Source organism: Streptomyces sp. NPDC002742, assembly GCF_042888885.1.
Lineage (GTDB): Bacteria > Actinomycetota > Actinomycetes > Streptomycetales > Streptomycetaceae > Streptomyces.
Genome location: NZ_JBIAQF010000012.1, coordinates 159,348 through 174,741, shown reverse-complemented (window position 1 = coordinate 174,741; position 15,394 = coordinate 159,348). Strand labels below are relative to the sequence as shown.

The 15,394-nt window shown below is 71.5% G+C and carries 10 protein-coding genes and 3 tRNA genes; 8 read left to right on the top strand and 5 right to left on the bottom strand.

Features of this window, described 5'->3' with window-relative positions:
• Positions 1-393 precede the first annotated feature (393 nt).
• On the bottom strand, positions 394-1,116 hold the full coding sequence (locus tag ACFYW8_RS23000) for an ElyC/SanA/YdcF family protein (protein ID WP_365871111.1): 723 nt from the start codon (positions 1,114-1,116) through the stop codon (positions 394-396).
• A 376-nt stretch (positions 1,117-1,492) separates the two neighbouring features.
• Between ACFYW8_RS23000 and ACFYW8_RS22995 the strand changes: the two genes are divergently transcribed.
• The 5 genes from ACFYW8_RS22995 to ACFYW8_RS22975 all read left to right on the top strand — a co-directional run bounded on the left by ACFYW8_RS22995 (position 1,493) and on the right by ACFYW8_RS22975 (position 8,891).
• Positions 1,493-2,413: a sirohydrochlorin chelatase gene (locus ACFYW8_RS22995; protein ID WP_389078960.1), complete on the top strand. Its 921-nt coding sequence runs from the start codon at positions 1,493-1,495 to the stop codon at positions 2,411-2,413.
• Between the two features lie 82 nt (positions 2,414-2,495).
• Positions 2,496-3,941 carry a deoxyguanosinetriphosphate triphosphohydrolase gene (locus tag ACFYW8_RS22990; protein WP_389078955.1) on the top strand — a complete coding sequence of 482 codons (1,446 nt, stop codon included), beginning with the start codon at positions 2,496-2,498 and terminating at the stop codon, positions 3,939-3,941.
• A gap of 93 nt (positions 3,942-4,034) precedes the next feature.
• Complete coding sequence (locus ACFYW8_RS22985; RefSeq protein ID WP_365871105.1) at positions 4,035-5,300, top strand: FAD-dependent oxidoreductase; 1,266 nt, start codon at positions 4,035-4,037, stop codon at positions 5,298-5,300.
• Positions 5,301-5,445: 145 nt separating this feature from the next.
• Positions 5,446-7,350, top strand: a complete 1,905-nt coding sequence (gene dnaG / locus ACFYW8_RS22980) for a DNA primase (protein ID WP_389078951.1) — start codon at positions 5,446-5,448, stop codon at positions 7,348-7,350.
• Between the two features lie 236 nt (positions 7,351-7,586).
• A complete protein-coding gene (locus tag ACFYW8_RS22975; protein ID WP_365871101.1) occupies positions 7,587-8,891 on the top strand; it encodes an RNA polymerase sigma factor in 1,305 nt (434 codons plus the stop codon).
• Positions 8,892-9,029: 138 nt separating this feature from the next.
• Here ACFYW8_RS22975 and ACFYW8_RS22970 read toward each other — a convergent pair whose 3' ends face one another.
• The 4 genes from ACFYW8_RS22970 to ACFYW8_RS22955 all read right to left on the bottom strand — a co-directional run bounded on the left by ACFYW8_RS22970 (position 9,030) and on the right by ACFYW8_RS22955 (position 14,690).
• A complete protein-coding gene (locus ACFYW8_RS22970) occupies positions 9,030-10,958 on the bottom strand; it encodes an ABC transporter ATP-binding protein (RefSeq protein ID WP_365871099.1) in 1,929 nt (642 codons plus the stop codon).
• Positions 10,958-12,691, bottom strand: coding sequence for an ABC transporter ATP-binding protein (locus tag ACFYW8_RS22965; RefSeq protein ID WP_365871097.1), 1,734 nt, complete (start codon positions 12,689-12,691; stop codon positions 10,958-10,960). The genes ACFYW8_RS22970 and ACFYW8_RS22965 overlap by 1 nt, the downstream gene beginning before the upstream one ends.
• Before the next feature lie 164 nt (positions 12,692-12,855).
• Positions 12,856-14,310, bottom strand: a complete 1,455-nt coding sequence (locus ACFYW8_RS22960; RefSeq protein WP_365871095.1) for an FGGY family carbohydrate kinase — start codon at positions 14,308-14,310, stop codon at positions 12,856-12,858.
• A gap of 74 nt (positions 14,311-14,384) precedes the next feature.
• Positions 14,385-14,690, bottom strand: coding sequence for a YtxH domain-containing protein (locus ACFYW8_RS22955; RefSeq protein WP_389078940.1), 306 nt, complete (start codon positions 14,688-14,690; stop codon positions 14,385-14,387).
• A gap of 144 nt (positions 14,691-14,834) precedes the next feature.
• On the opposite strand from ACFYW8_RS22955, the gene ACFYW8_RS22950 reads away from it, so the two are divergent.
• From ACFYW8_RS22950 to ACFYW8_RS22940, 3 genes are all read left to right on the top strand, one after another.
• Positions 14,835-14,907: transfer RNA gene (locus tag ACFYW8_RS22950), tRNA-Asn, on the top strand.
• A 5-nt stretch (positions 14,908-14,912) separates the two neighbouring features.
• Positions 14,913-14,985, top strand: a tRNA-Asn gene (locus tag ACFYW8_RS22945).
• A 165-nt stretch (positions 14,986-15,150) separates the two neighbouring features.
• Positions 15,151-15,224, top strand: a tRNA-Ile gene (locus ACFYW8_RS22940).
• The last annotated feature ends 170 nt before the right edge of the window (positions 15,225-15,394 follow it).

Sequence of the window (15,394 nt, the reverse complement as noted above, 5' to 3'; positions counted from 1 at the left end):
CCGGTGAGCGGGCCCGCCCAGCGGGCTCGCGCGGGCCGGGCCTGCCCGCGCGGTCGGGGTGCACCCGCGCGGTCGGGGTGCACCCGTGCGGGTGGCTGTCCCGTGTGCCCCTGGTGGCACGGGCGTTCGCGCCCCTAGGGTCCGGCCATGACCGACCGCGACTTGACCAGGCGACGAATCCTCGCGCTCAGCGGGGCGGCCTTCGGCGCCGCCCTGGGTATCGGGCTCAGCTCCTGTTCCGCGGACCCGGAGCCGGGCGGACGTTCCGGTTCCGGGTCCGGTTCGGGCGCCGGCCCGACGCGGGCCCCCAAGTCCGACGATCGGACCGGGCCGGAGGGCCCGGGCGGGCACTGACCGGTACCGCGTCCCGGCACGCCGATCGGTACCGCGCCGCTAGCGGGCCGCCGCCAGCGCCCGGGTCACTCCGCGCTCCTTCGGGCCCAGGAAATGCGGATCCGGCTGGAACACCGCGTCCAGCGCGGCCTTGCCCGCCGCGAAGATCTCCCGGGTGCCGCCGTAGTACCAGGTGGCGTCGTGCTTGGCGTCGACGCCGATGCCGTACGAGCGGACGCCCGCCGCCTGGCACAGGGCCAGCGCTCGGCGGATGTGGAAGCCCTGGCTGATCAGGACGGCCTCGTGGACACCGAAGATCCTGCGGGCGCGGACGCAGGAGTCCCAGGTGTCGAAGCCGGCGTAGTCGCTGACGATCCGCCGCTCGGGCACCCCGTGCGCGGTGAGGTAGGCGCGCATCGCGTCGGGCTCGTCGTAGTCCTTGCGGCTGTTGTCGCCGGTGACGAGGACGACCTCGATCCGGCCGGCCCGGTACAGCTTCGCGGCGGCGTCCAGACGGTGGGCGAGATACGGGGACGGCTCGCCGTCCCACAGACCCGCGCCGAACACGATCGCGACCTCGGTGCGCGGGGCGTCCGCCGTCGTCCGCAGCCGGTCGCCCGTCGCCACGTACAGCCAGGTCGCCGGGAGCAGCGCCAGCACGCACAGGATCATCAGCGCCTGTACGGCCCGCCGTTGCCCCTTGCGCGTACGCGGCAGCGGCGGCAGGCGGAGCAGACGTGGTCTGCGGAAGCTCGGGCGCTTCGGGCGCGGCAGGCGCGGCATGATCGATGTCCCCCAGGTGTCGTCACTCGCGGCGGCGCGCGGGCGGTTCCGTCCGGCGCGCTCGCGCCGGCTCCGTCCGGCCCGCGCGGCGGATGGCGCTTCGGTTCCGGTTCGGCTCTAGATCGGCTCTCGGTCGTCTCTCGGTTCGGTCATCGGTTCGGTTCTCGCGCCGGATTCCGCGTCGCCGTTCGACAGCTGAAGACGCATCGTAAGGCCGTTCGGTTCGCTCCGGTGCGCCCGACCCCGGTCACCCGGAAGAGGGAGAGCCGCAGGTGGGAGCCCCTCACACCGGGTCGGCGCCGAATGGTGAACCGACGGAAAACACCCGACATACCCACGCAACGGCCCGGCAACCTCGTACCGCCAGGATCGCCCCATGACGGCCTCGAACCCCGCTCGCGACGCGTCCTCCCACCGCCTCGGCGGCCCGCCGCCCCGCGGCGCCCGCCTCGAAGGCCCCCTCGACAGTACGGCGCAGCTCATCAACCGGATCGCCGGCCAGCTCGGCAGCCAGCTCAGCCTCGTCTCCCTCGACGGCACCCGCCGCCCGCCGCCGCCCGCGCTGGTCCTGACCGCCCACGGCAGCCGCGACCCGCGCGCGCTCGCCACCGTACGCACCCTGGTCGAACGCGTCCGCGAGCTGCGCCCGCACCTGTCCGTGCGCCTCGGCCACATCGAGCTGAACGAGCCCCCGCTCCGCGACACGCTCGCCTCCCTGGCCGGCAAGGAGGACGCCGTCCTCGTACCGCTGCTGCTCGGCCGCGGCTACCACGTCCGGCGCGACATCCCCGAGACCGCGGCCGCGGTTCCCGGCCTGAACGCCCGCGTCGCCGGCCCGCTGGGTCCGCACCCGCTGCTCGTGGAAACCCTCTACGCCCGCCTCGTCGAGGCCGGATGGCGGACCAGGATGAGCGACTCCGCCCGCCGCGCGAGCGCCGTCGTCCTCGCGTCCGCCGGGTCCCGTGCCCCGGACTCGGCCGCCGACACCCGCCGCACGGCCCAACTGCTCGCCGAACGCCTCGGCGTCCCGGTCGTCCCGGCGTACGCCTCCGCCGCCGCGCCCACCGTCCCCGCAGCCGTGCGCTCCCTCGCCGCCCGGGGCCGCCACCGGATCGCCGTCGCCTCGTACTTCACCGCACCCGGCCGCTTCGCCGCACAGTGCGCCGAGGCCGCCCCCTGGATCTGCGCCGAACCCCTCGGCGACCACCCGGCGATGGCCCGCCTCGTCCTGCACCGCTACGACCAGGCCGTCGCGGCCCCCGAGTCCGCCCAGGAGCGCACCCTGGTCCCGGCCTGAACCCGACGTTTCCTCGGGCGCCTGACACCGCGCCGTCGGCGACGGCGTCCCGATTGTCATTGCCTGCGTCTACTGTCACTACATGGAAGGCATGGCACCGAAGACCGCAGACCCCGCACCGCAGACACCACAGTCACCACAGTCACCGCAGACGTACGAGAACCACGCGGCTCCCCATGAGTACGACGTGTCGGCCGTCGAGCGCTGGGCCGTCGAGCCCGACAAACGCCCCGGCCGCACCGCCTTCCAGCGCGACCGCGCGCGCGTGCTGCACTCCGCGGCCCTGCGCCGCCTCGCCGGCAAGACCCAGGTCGTCACCCCCGGCACCCTGCCCCAGGTCCTCGGCCCCGCCGGAGCGGGCGGGGCGCCCATCCAGGTATGGGACGCCAGCCCGCGGACGCGGCTGACCCACTCCCTGGAGTGCGCCCAGGTGGGCCGAGAACTGGGCGCCGCCCTCGGCTGCGACCCCGACCTGGTCGAGGCGGCCTGCCTCTCGCACGACCTGGGCCACCCGCCCTTCGGGCACAACGGCGAACAGGCGCTCAACGAATTCGCGGAGGACTGCGGCGGATTCGAGGGCAACGCCCAGTCGCTGCGCCTGCTCACCCGGATCGAGCCCAAGCGCTTCGTGCGCAGCGACATGGTGGCCTCGGCCTCCGCCGCGGCGGACGACGACCTGGTCAGCGTCGGTCTCAACCTCACCCGCGCCGCCCTCGACGCCGCCACCAAGTACCCCTGGCCGAGAGGCGCCCGCCCCACCGACCCCAAGTCGCCGAAATTCGGGGTCTACGAGGACGACCGGCCGGTCTTCGACTGGATCCGCAAGGGCGCCCCCGGTTCGCGTACGTGCTTCGAGGCCCAGGTGATGGACTGGGCCGACGACGTGGCCTACTCGGTGCACGACGTCGAGGACGGTCTGCACGCCGGCCACATCGACACCGCCAGCCTGCACTCCGGACCGGAACGCCAGGAGATCTTCGCCGTCGCCATCGGGCGGTACGTGCCCGACGACACCGATCCGGCCGAGCTGGCCGAGGCCCTCGACCGGCTCCTCGGCCAGGAGTGGTGGCCGCACGGGTACGACGGATCGGCCGTCGCGCAGGCCCGGCTGAAGGACGCCACCAGCCAGCTCATCGGCCGTTTCTGCCTGGCCGCGGAGGGCGCCACCCGCGCCCGGTACGGCAGCGGACGCCTCACCCGGTACGCGGCGGAACTGGTCGTCCCGCGAGCCGCCCGGCACGAGTGCGCCGTCCTCAAGGCGGTCGCCGACCGCTACGTGATGCAGCGCGCCGAACAGGAGCGGCTCCGCGCCGACCAGCGGATCGTCGTCGCCGAGCTCGCCGAGGCGCTCACCGCCCGCGCCCCCGGGATACTGGATCCGCAGTTCCGGGCACTGTTCGACCACGCGGCCGACGACCGCGCCCGCAAGCGCGTGATCGTCGACCAGATCGCATCCCTCACGGATGCCTCGGCGCGTTCCCTGCACCTCAGGCTCACCACGCGTTCCCATGGGAGCGGACAACTGTGACCCTGCGTGGCCTGATCGGGCCACTACCCCTTCCCGCATCACGCTCCGTGCGGGACGCTCGCATATGGCGACATCCTTACGAGGAGGCATCAAGTGGTCGACGCGGATCAGACATTCGTCATCGTCGGAGGAGGCCTGGCAGGCGCCAAGGCGGCCGAGACGCTCCGAGCGGAGGGCTTCACCGGCCGCGTGATACTGATCTGCGACGAGCGCGACCACCCCTACGAACGCCCCCCGCTGTCCAAGGGCTACCTCCTCGGCAAGGAGGAGCGCGACAGCGTCTTCGTGCACGAACCCGCCTGGTACGCGCAGAACGACATCGAACTGCACCTCGGCCAGACCGTCGACGCGATCGACCGCACGGCCAGGACCGTCCGCTTCGGCGACGACGGCACCCTCGTCCACTACGACAAGCTGCTCATCGTGACCGGCGCCGAGCCGCGCCGCCTCGACATCCCGGGCACCGACCTCGCCGGCGTCCACCACCTGCGCCGCCTCGCCCACGCCGAGCGGCTCAAGGGCGTCCTCGCCGCGCTGGGCCGGGACAACGGGCACCTCGTCATCGCGGGCGCCGGGTGGATCGGCCTGGAGGTCGCCGCCGCGGCCCGCGAGTACGGCGCCGAGGTCACCGTCGTCGAACCCGCGGCGACCCCCCTGCACAACGTGCTCGGCCCCGAGCTGGGCCAGCTCTTCGCCGAACTGCACCGCGAGCACGGCGTCCGCTTCCACTTCGGGGCCCAGCTCACCGAGATCGTCGGCCAGGACGGCATGGTGCTGGCCGCCCGCACCGACGACGGCGAGGAGCACCCCGCCCACGACGTCCTCGCGGCCATCGGCGCCGCCCCGCGCACCGGCCTCGCCGAGGCCGCCGGCCTGACGATGGCCGACCGCGCGCACGGCGGCGGCATCGCGGTCGACGACCAGCTCCGCACCTCCGACCCCGATGTGTACGCCGCCGGTGACGTCGCCTCCTTCCACCACGGCCTCTTCGACACCCGGCTGCGCGTCGAGCACTGGGCCAACGCCCTCAACGGCGGACCGGCCGCCGCCCGCTCGATGCTGGGCCGCGGGACGGCGTACGACCGCGTGCCCTACTTCTTCTCCGACCAGTACGACGTGGGTCTCGAGTACTCGGGCTGGGCGCCCCCGGGGTCGTACGACCAGGTGGTGGTCCGCGGCGACGCGGGCAAGCGGGAGTTCATCGCCTTCTGGGTGAAGGAGGGCAGACTGCTGGCCGGGATGAACGTGAACGTGTGGGACGTCACGGACCCGATCCAGCAGCTGATCCGCTCCCGGGCCGCGGTGGACACCGAGGCGCTCGCCGACCCGCACGTTCCGCTGGAGAGCCTGGTCCCGTGAGCGGCGGAGCCCGGCCCCGTGACCGACGCGTCGCCCGGCTCCCGAACCGTCCGTGCCGGGGATTTCGGGGGCGCGCCCCCGGACCCCGGCCGGGTGGTCGCTCACCTGCCCCGGGAGTGTCGGTGCTGCCCCGTAGAATCACCACGTGGCAGGCAGGATCAATGACGAGGACGTGAAGGCTGTTCGGGACGCGGTCCCGATCGACGCCGTGGTGTCCGAGTACCTCCAGCTGCGCAACGCGGGCGGCGGAAACCTCAAGGGTCTCTGCCCCTTCCACGACGAGAAGTCGCCGTCCTTCCAGGTCAGCCCCAGCAAGGGACTCTTCCACTGCTTCGGCTGCCAGGAGGGCGGCGACACCATCACGTTCGTGATGAAGGTCGACCACCTCACCTTCTCCGAGTCGGTCGAGCGCCTCGCCGCCCAGGCCGGCATCACGCTGCGCTACGAGGAGGGCGGGTACAACCCCGCCCACCAGCGCGGCGAGCGCATCCGCCTGGTCGAGGCCCACCAGGCGGCCGCGAAGTTCTACATCGAGCAGCTCGACACCAGCCCCGAGGCCGACACCGGCCGCACGTTCCTCGCCGAGCGCGGCTTCGACCAGGCCGCCGCCGCCCACTTCGGTGTCGGCTACAGCCCCCAGGGCTGGGACCACCTCACCCGTCATCTGCGCGGCAAGGGCTTCACCGACAAGGAGCTGGTCCTCTCCGGCCTCGCCCAGGAGGGCCGCCGCGGTCCCATCGACCGCTTCCGCGGGCGCCTCATGTGGCCGATCCGCGACATCGGCGGCGAGGTCGTCGGCTTCGGCGCCCGCAAGCTGTACGAGTCCGACAACGGCCCGAAGTACCTGAACACGCCCGACACCGCGATCTACAAGAAGTCCCAGGTCCTGTACGGCATCGACCTGGCCAAGAAGGACATCGCCAAGAGCAGCCGGGCCGTCGTCGTCGAGGGCTACACCGACGTCATGGCCTGCCACCTGGCCGGCATCACCACGGCCATCGCGACCTGCGGCACGGCCTTCGGCGGCGACCACATCAAGATCCTCCGCCGGCTCCTGATGGACAACGGCTCGGCCCGGGTGATCTTCACCTTCGACGGTGACGCGGCCGGCCAGAAGGCCGCCCTGCGCGCCTTCGAGGACGACCAGAAGTTCGCCGCCGAGACCTACATCGCCATCGCGCCCGACGGCATGGACCCCTGCGAGCTGCGCCTGGCCAAGGGCGACGCGGCCGTCGCCGACCTGGTCGAACCCCGCACCCCGCTCTTCGAGTTCGCACTGCGCCAGATCGTCCTGCGCTACGACCTGGAGACCCCGGCGGGCCGCGCGGCCGCCCTCGACGAGGCCGCCCCGATCGTCGCCCGCATCAAGAACAGCGGCGCACAGCACGAGGTCGCCGTGCAGCTCGCCGGCATGCTCGGCATCCTCGACACCCAGTTCGTCGTCAAGAGGGTGTCCCAGCTGGCCCGTTGGGCCCGCGACCGCGGCGGCATGGGCCCCGCTCCGGCCGGCGGCCGACCCCAGCAGACCTACGCCGCCACCCAGGCGCCCACCGGCGGCGGCCCGGCCCTCACCCTGCGCAACCCGGTCTTCGCCACCGAGCGCGAGCTGCTCAAACTCGCCCTTCAGCGGCCGGAGTTGGTCGCCCCGGCGTTCGACGCGTACGGCATGGACGAGTTCACCGCGGCGCCCTACGCGGCGGTACGCCGGGCCGTCATGGACGCGGGCGGCGCCGAGTACGGCGTCCAGGACCCCCAGGAGTATCTGATCCGGGTCCGCGACGCCGCCCCGGACGACACGGTGCGCGCGATGGTCACCGAGCTGGCCGTCGAGGCGATCATGCGCAAGACCGTCGACGAGACGTACGCGGGAGACCAGCTCGTCATGGTCCGCCGCCGCGCCGTCGACCGCCGCATCCGGGACGTCCAGGGCTCCCTGTCCCGCCTCAGCGCGGGCGGCGACCCGGCCCAGCTCGCCGCCGTACAGAACGAGTTGTGGGTTCTCCAGCAGTACGGGCAGGCGCTCCGTGAGAAGGGCGCCGAAGCCCTCTGAGGCCGGACGGCGGGGTTCCGGGGATGTTCCGCGAGTGAACCGCCGGGACCGCCGGGGAAGGACGGGCGGTCCCGGTGGCCGGCGCACATGCCAATCCCGTGCGGGCTTCCTCAGGTTTCGTCCTGCCTGAACTGCGCACTCGTGCAGGACAGTAACCAGGCGGTCACGGACCGGACGCAAAAAGTCACCGCACGCCCCTCGTGGCAGCGATGTGTCGTACTCCACACTGGGTTCCGGTGCCTGAGTCCTCGGAGCGCGGCCGACCCGCACGCGACGGGTTCGCTATCCCCGCGGTTCCGCCAAACGACTACGGGATGGACAGCGGCGAGGCCGTCGACCCCATCCCCGACGTACCGCTGCCGCACGCCTCAGCAGCGACATTCCTGGAGGTCGCCCCCGTGCAGACCCAGACCCTCGCCCAGACCGACAGCACCATCGACACGGACGCGGATACCGACGTCGTCGCGGCGGTCCCCGCGCAGCGCCGTGCCGCGCACCACCCCGAGGCCGAGCCGGAGAGCCCCCCCGAGGCTCCCGGGGAGGCTCCCGGGGCGGAGGTGGAGGTGGAGACCGAGGCCGAGGCCCCCGAACCCGTGGAGCCGGTCCGAGGCCGCGCCGCCGACACCGGTGGCCCCTCGTCCGACCTGTTCCGCCAGTATCTGCGGGAGATCGGCCGGATCCCGCTGCTCACGGCGGCCGAGGAGGTCGACCTCGCCCGCCGCGTCGAGGCCGGGCTCTTCGCCGAGGAGAAACTCCGGCTCGCCCCCGACCTGGACAGCCAGCTCGCCCTGGACCTGGACAAGATCGTCGTCATGGGCCGGATGGCCAAGCGCCGGCTCATCGAGGCGAACCTGCGGCTCGTCGTCTCCGTGGCCAAGCGGTACGTGGGCCGCGGTCTGACCATGCTCGACCTGGTCCAGGAGGGCAACCTCGGCCTGATCAGGGCCGTCGAGAAGTTCGACTACGCCCGCGGCTACAAGTTCTCCACGTACGCCACCTGGTGGATCCGGCAGGCCATGTCGCGCGCGCTCGCCGACCAGGCGCGCACCATCCGCGTCCCGGTGCACGTGGTCGAGCTGATCAACCGGGTGGTCCGCGTACAGCGGCGGATGCTCCAGGAGCGCGGTTACGAGCCCAGTCCCGAAGAGGTCGCGGCCCATCTCGACCTGACCGGCGAACGGGTGAGCGAAGTCCTGCGGCTGGCCCAGGAGCCGGTGTCCCTGCACGCCCCCGTGGGCGAGGAGGACGACGTGGCCCTCGGCGACCTCATCGAGGACGGCGACGCGACCTCTCCGGTGGAGTCAGCGGCGTTCCTGCTGCTCAGGCAGCATCTGGAGGCGGTGCTTTCCACGCTCGGCGAGCGGGAGCGCAAGGTGGTCCAGCTCCGGTACGGGCTGGCCGACGGGCGTCCGCGCACCCTGGAGGAGATCGGCCGCATCTTCGGCGTCACCCGGGAGCGCATCCGCCAGATCGAGTCCAAGACGCTCAACAAGCTGCGGGACCACGCCTTCGCGGACCAGCTGCGCGGGTACCTGGACTGAGGCGGGAGGCTACCGGCGCGCCGGGACTCCCCGCGTACGGGAGGGTTCCCGTACGCCGGAAGGGGCCCGTGAACGGGAGGGCTCCGTACGCCGGAGGGACCGTGGTTCTCAGCCCCTCCGGCGTTCGGCAACCGGCCGCTAGTCGACCTCGGCGACCGCCTGCGCGAACTGGGCCTGGTACAGGCGGGCGTAGGCCCCGCCGGACTCCAGCAGTTCCGCGTGGGCGCCCTGTTCCACGATGGACCCGTCCTCCATCACGAGGATGGTGTCCGCGTCCCGGATCGTCGACAGACGGTGGGCGATCACGAAGGACGTCCTGCCGTGCGCCAGCTTCGCCATCGCCTTCTGGATCAGCACCTCGGTCCGGGTGTCGACGGAGCTGGTCGCCTCGTCGAGCACCAGGATGACCGGGTCCGACAGGAACGCGCGGGCGATCGTGATCAGCTGCTTCTCGCCCGCGCTGACCCCCGAGCCCTCGTCGTCGATCACCGTGTCGTAGCCCTCGGGCAGCGTACGGATGAACCGGTCGGCGTGCGCCGCGCGCGCCGCCTCCTCGATCTCCCCGCGGGTGACGTCCCGCGAGGCCCCGTACGCGATGTTGTCGGCGATCGTGCCCCCGAACAGCCAGGTGTCCTGGAGCACCATCCCTATCCCGGACCTCAGCTCGTCACGCGACATGGACGCCACATCGACCCCGTCGAGGGTGATCCGGCCGCCCGTGACGTCGTAGAACCGCATGAGCAGGTTCACCAGCGTCGTCTTGCCGGCGCCGGTCGGGCCGACGATGGCGACCGTCTGGCCCGGCTCCACCTTCAGCGAGAGGTCCTCGATGAGCGGCTTCTCCGGGTCGTACCGGAAGGAGACGTTCTCCAGCGCCACGCGCCCGCGCAGCTCCTCGGGACGGGCCGACACCTTCGGGTCCGCGTCCTGCTCGTCCGCGTCGAGGACCTCGAAGACCCGCTCCGCCGACGCGACACCCGACTGCACCAGGTTCGCCATCGACGCGACCTGCGTCAGCGGCATCGAGAACTGGCGGGAGTACTGGATGAAGGCCTGCACGTCACCGATCGACAGCGAGCCCGAGGCCACCCGCAGACCGCCGACGACGGCCACCAGGACGTAGTTCAGGTTCGACACGAACATCATCAGCGGCTGCATGACACCGCTGTTGAACTGCGCCTTGAACCCGGCCTCGTACAGCTTGTCGTTCTGCTCGGCGAACAGTGCCGCCGACTCGTCCGCCCGCCCGAACACCTTCACCAGGTTGTGGCCGGTGTACATCTCCTCGATGTGGGCGTTGAGCTTGCCGGTGGTGCGCCACTGCTGCACGAAGTGCGGCTGCGAGCGCTTGCCGACCCGGGTGGCCACGACGAACGACAGCGGCACCGTGACCAGCGCGACGAGCGCGAGCAGCGGCGACACCCAGAACATCATCGCGAGCACGCCCACGATGGTCAGCAGCGAGTTGACGAGCTGGCCCATCGACTGCTGGAGGGTCTGCTGGATGTTGTCCATGTCGTTCGTCGCGCGGCTGAGGACCTCACCGCGCTGGCGCTTGTCGAAGTACGACAGCGGCAGCCGCGACAGCTTCGCCTGCAGGTCCTCGCGCATGCGGTAGACGGTCCTGTTGACGGACCGGTTCACCAGCCGCGTCGCCACCGCCATCAGCAGGCCGGCCAGCAGGAACGTGCACAGCGCGAGCAGCAGGACGTGCCCGACGGCGGTGAAGTCGATGCCCTTGCCGGGGGTGAAGTCCGTCCCCGAGAGCATGTCGGCGACGGCGCCCTTGCCGTTCGCGCGCAGCGAGTCGAGGGCCTGGGCCTTGGTGGCCCCGGCCGGCATCTGGCGTCCGACGATCCCCGAGAAGACCAGGTCGGTGGCCCTGCCGAGGATCTTCGGGCCGACCACCGAGAGCCCCACGCTCAGCACGACGGTGACCAGCATCACGTACAGCGTGGCGCGCTCGGGCTTGAACTGGGTGAGGAGCCGTCGGCCCGACACCTTGAAATCCATCGAGCGCTGGTCAGGGCCGGTCCCGGCCATCATGCGCCCCATAGGCCCGGCCATCAGGCGGCCTCCGCTTCCGTCAGCTGGGAGAGCACGATCTCCCGGTAGGTCTCGTTGTCCGCCATCAGCTCGTGATGGCGACCGCTGCCGACGACCCGGCCCTCGTCGAGGACCACGATCCGGTCGGCCTCCCTGATGGTCGACACCCGCTGGGCGACGATCACCACGGTCGCCTCCGCGGTCTCTGCGGTGAGGGCCGCGCGCAGCGCCGCGTCCGTCGCGTAGTCGAGCGCCGAGAAGGAGTCGTCGAAGAGATAGATCTCGGGGCGCTGTACGAGGGTGCGTGCGATGGCCAGGCGCTGACGCTGGCCGCCGGAGACGTTGGTCCCGCCCTGCGCGATCGGCGAGTCGAGACCGTTCTCCAGCTGTTCGACGAAGCCCTTGGCCTGCGCCACCTCCAGCGCGTGCCACAGTTCCTCGTCGGTCGCCTCCGGGTTGCCGTACCGCAGGTTCGTGGCGACGGTCCCGGCGAACAGGTACGGCTTCTGCGGGACCAGTCCGACGGTCCTGGCCAGCAGCTTCGGCTCGATGGTCGCGACGTCCACGCCGTCGACCAGCACCTGGCCGTCGGTGGCGTCGAACAGGCGGGGGATCATGCCGAGCAGGGTCGACTTCCCGCTGCCGGTCGACCCGATGACCGCGGTCACCTCACCGGGGCGCGCGACCAGGTCGACGGACTTCAGGACCGGCTCCTCGGCGCCCGGGTAGCGGAACCCGGCCTCGCGGATCTCCAGGTGGCCGTGCCTGCGCAGCTCCAGGACGGGCGCGAGGGGAGGGACCACGCTGCTCTCGGTGGACAGGACCTCCTGGATGCGCTCGGCGCAGACCTCCGCGCGCGGCACCATCATGAACATGAAGGTGGCCATCATGACGGACATCACGATCTGCATCAGATAGGCCAGGAACGCGGTCAGGTCGCCGATCTGCATCTCGCCGCTGTCGATGCGGTGGGCGCCGAACCAGACGACCGCGATGGACGACAGGTTCACCACCGTCATGACGATCGGGAACATCAGGGCCAGCATCCGGCCGGTGGCCAGCGACGTCTCGGTGAGGTCGGTGTTGGCGCCCTTGAAGCGCTCCTTCTCGTAGCCGTCGCGCACGAACGCGCGGATCACGCGGTTGCCGGTGATCTGCTCGCGCAGCACCCGGTTCACGGTGTCCAGGCGCACCTGCATGGTGCGGAACAGCGGGCGCAGCCGGCGCACGATGAGCGTCACGCAGATGCCGAGGGTCGGCACCACCGCGACGAGCACCGCGGACAGCGGGACGTCCAGGCCGAGGGCCAGGATGATGCCGCCCACACACATGATCGGTGCCGACACCAGCAGGGTGAACGTCATCAGGGCGAGCATCTGCACCTGCTGGACGTCATTGGTGGTGCGGGTGATCAGCGACGGCGCGCCGAAGTGGCCCATCTCACGTGCCGAGAAGGACTGGACGCGGTCGAAGACGGCGCCCCGGATGTCCCGGCCGACCGCGGACGCCGTACGGGCGCCGTAGTAGACGGCCCCGATGTTGCAGACGACCTGGGTCAGCGAGATGCCGATCATCAGGGCGCCGAAGGTCAGGATGTAGCCCGTGTCACCCTTCACGACACCGTTGTCGATGATGTGCGCGTTCAGGGTGGGCAGGTAGAGCGTGGCGCAGGTCTGCAGGAACTGCAGCAGCACCAGCAGGGCGATGGGTTTCTTGTACGGACTGAGGTGGGTCCGCAGGAGTCGTATGAGCACGCGGGGTCTCTCGGAATCGTCGGTGGCGGGGTGATCGGCAGGCGGTGGATGGTGCACCACCCCCTATCGTCGGGCACTCCACCCGCGTTACCTCAACCGATTAACCCAAGTGCGGTCCAAAAAAGGAGCCCGCCTCCGCCTTCGGACGTACGCCCGCGGAGGGGTTACGGCCGGAACGCCCCCGGATGCGTCTGTTCGCGTACGGTCACGTACTGCTGTCGTACGGCCTGCCCCACGGCGAGTTCGTCACCCGGCTCCAGCACCTGGGCGACCGGACCCTGCCAGGCTGGCGGGGTCCGCGGGTCGAGGGTGCCCTGCGAGGCGCCGAGGGCCCAGGCCGCCTGACGGGCCGCGCCGAGCGCCGCGTAGTCGGCGGGCTGCGGTACGACGACCTGGGCGCCGAACAGCGCGGGCGCGACGGCCTGGACGGCGGGCAGCTCGGCGGCCTGGCCGAGCAGGAATATCCGGCGTACGTCGACACCCCGGCCGCGCAGCACGTCGAGCGCGTCCGCGAGCCCGCACAGCATGCCCTCGAAGGCCGCCCGCGCCATGTGCTCGGGCTTCATCGACTCCCGGCGCAGGCCGGCCAACGTGCCCGCCGTGTGCGGCAGGTTCGGGGTGCGCTCCCCCTCCAGGTACGGCAGGAGGACGAGCCCGTGGGAGCCCGGTGTCGACTTCATCGCCAGGTCGGACAGGCTCTCCAGGTCGGACACGCCGAGGAGCTCGGCGGCCCCGCGCAGGGCCCGTACGGCGTTGAGCGTGCTGACGACCGGAAGATGCATGCCGGTCGCGTCCGCCAGAGAGGTGATCATGCCGGTGGAGTCCACCAGCGCCTCGGTGTGGACGGCCATCACGGAGCCGGAGGCGCCCAGCGACACCACCGCGTCGCCGAGCCCGATGCCGAGCCCGAACGCCGCCGCCATGGTCTCGCCGGTCCCGGCGGAGATCAGCAGCCCCTCGGGCGTGGTTCCGGCGGCCTCGGAGGGGCCGAGGACGTCCGGCAGCCCGGCCTGGTGGCCGAGCGCCAGTTCGATGAGGTCGGGCCGGTACGCGCCGGTCGCCGCCGACCAGTACCCGGTCCCCGAGGCGCCGCCCCGGTCCGTGGTCCTGCGTACGGGCCGGCCGAGGAGCTGCCACACCAGCCAGTCGTGGGCCTGCAGCAGCATGCTGGTGCGCCGCGCGGCCTCGGGCTCGGTCTTGTTCAGCCAGCGCAGCTTGGTCACCGGCTGCGCGGCCTGCGGGACGCTGCCCACCGCCTGCGCCCACGCCTCGCGGCCGCCGAGCGCGTCGATCAGATCGGCCGCCGCGACCTGCGCCCGCTTGTCACCGCCGACCATCGCGGGGCGCACGGTGTTGCCCTGCGCGTCCAGCGGGACGAGCCCGTTCTGCTGGGCGGACACGCCGATGGCCTGTACGCCTTCGAGGAGCCCGCCTCCCGCGGCCTCGCCCAGGGACAGCAGCCAGGCCTGCGGATCCACGTCGGAAGGACGGCCGCCACCCTCGCCGCCGTCGACCGGATGTGGCGCATAACCCTGCCTCAGCACGGCACCCGTCTCGGTGTCGCAGACGACGATACGAGTGAAATCGGGCGCACTGTCCAGCCCGGCGACTATCCCCATGGCGGAAATTCTGCCGTACGACGGGGCTCGGCGGCGCCGGGCCGTCACACAGGACCCGGCGCGCCCAACGGTCCCTAGGTATTACTGGTGCCCCAGTCGTCCTCGCCGGTGCTGCCCGCGTTCCGCTCCCGCAGGGAGCGCACCCGGTCCGTGACCGAGTCGGGGACGCGGTCGCCCACCTTCTCGCTCACGGTGTGCAGCGCCTTGCCCGCGATCTCGCGGCCCTGGTGGGCGGCGGTCTCCGCGGTGTTGCGCACGGCGGGGTTCTGCGCGACCTGGCGCATGGACTTCTTCAGCTGTTCGTAGCGCTCGCGCCCGGCCCGCGTGCCGAGCACGTAACCCAGGGCCAGTCCGGCGACGAACGTGAGCCGGTAGCGCATGACGGCCACCCTTCCCTTGCGTCGGCATCGGTACGGAGGGAACCGATTGGCGGAGCACCCCCCTGCTTGCGCTAATGTATGTGTCGCAGCGGGCGCACGCTTCCTGGCGAATACCCAGGTAGGTGCGTTCGATGCAAAGATCAATCCTCCGTAGCTCAATTGGCAGAGCAGCCGGCTGTTAACCGGCAGGTTACTGGTTCGAGTCCAGTCGGGGGAGCTCGATCTCCTGTAGCTCAATTGGCAGAGCAGCCGGCTGTTAACCGGCAGGTTACTGGTTCGAGTCCAGTCGGGAGAGCAGTGAAAGAGGGCCCTTCGGGGTCCTTTTTCATGCCCGCGGGAGCCGCCCAGGGCATGCCGAAGTCGTCATGGTCGCGCGATGCCGACCATCCGAAGCAGGAGATCGTATGAGCGGCTATGCTGCGGCAGACGGCGCGCACAAATGTGCGCGGCGCGCCGTAACGGGGCGGTAGCTCAGCCGGTTAGAGCAGCGGACTCATAATCCGTCGGCCGTGGGTTCGAGTCCCACCCGCCCCACTACGCGCTACGCGTGCAGAATCGATGTGACCAGTAACTTCCCTGACTGGTCAGGCGAGTTGAGGGCCCCTGCGGGCGCCCCGCCCGGTCGCGGTCTCATGATCGTCAGGGCCCGCCGGAGGCCCGTGCCCCGGCCAAATCCGTTGTCACCCGGACGGCCTGACCGTCCC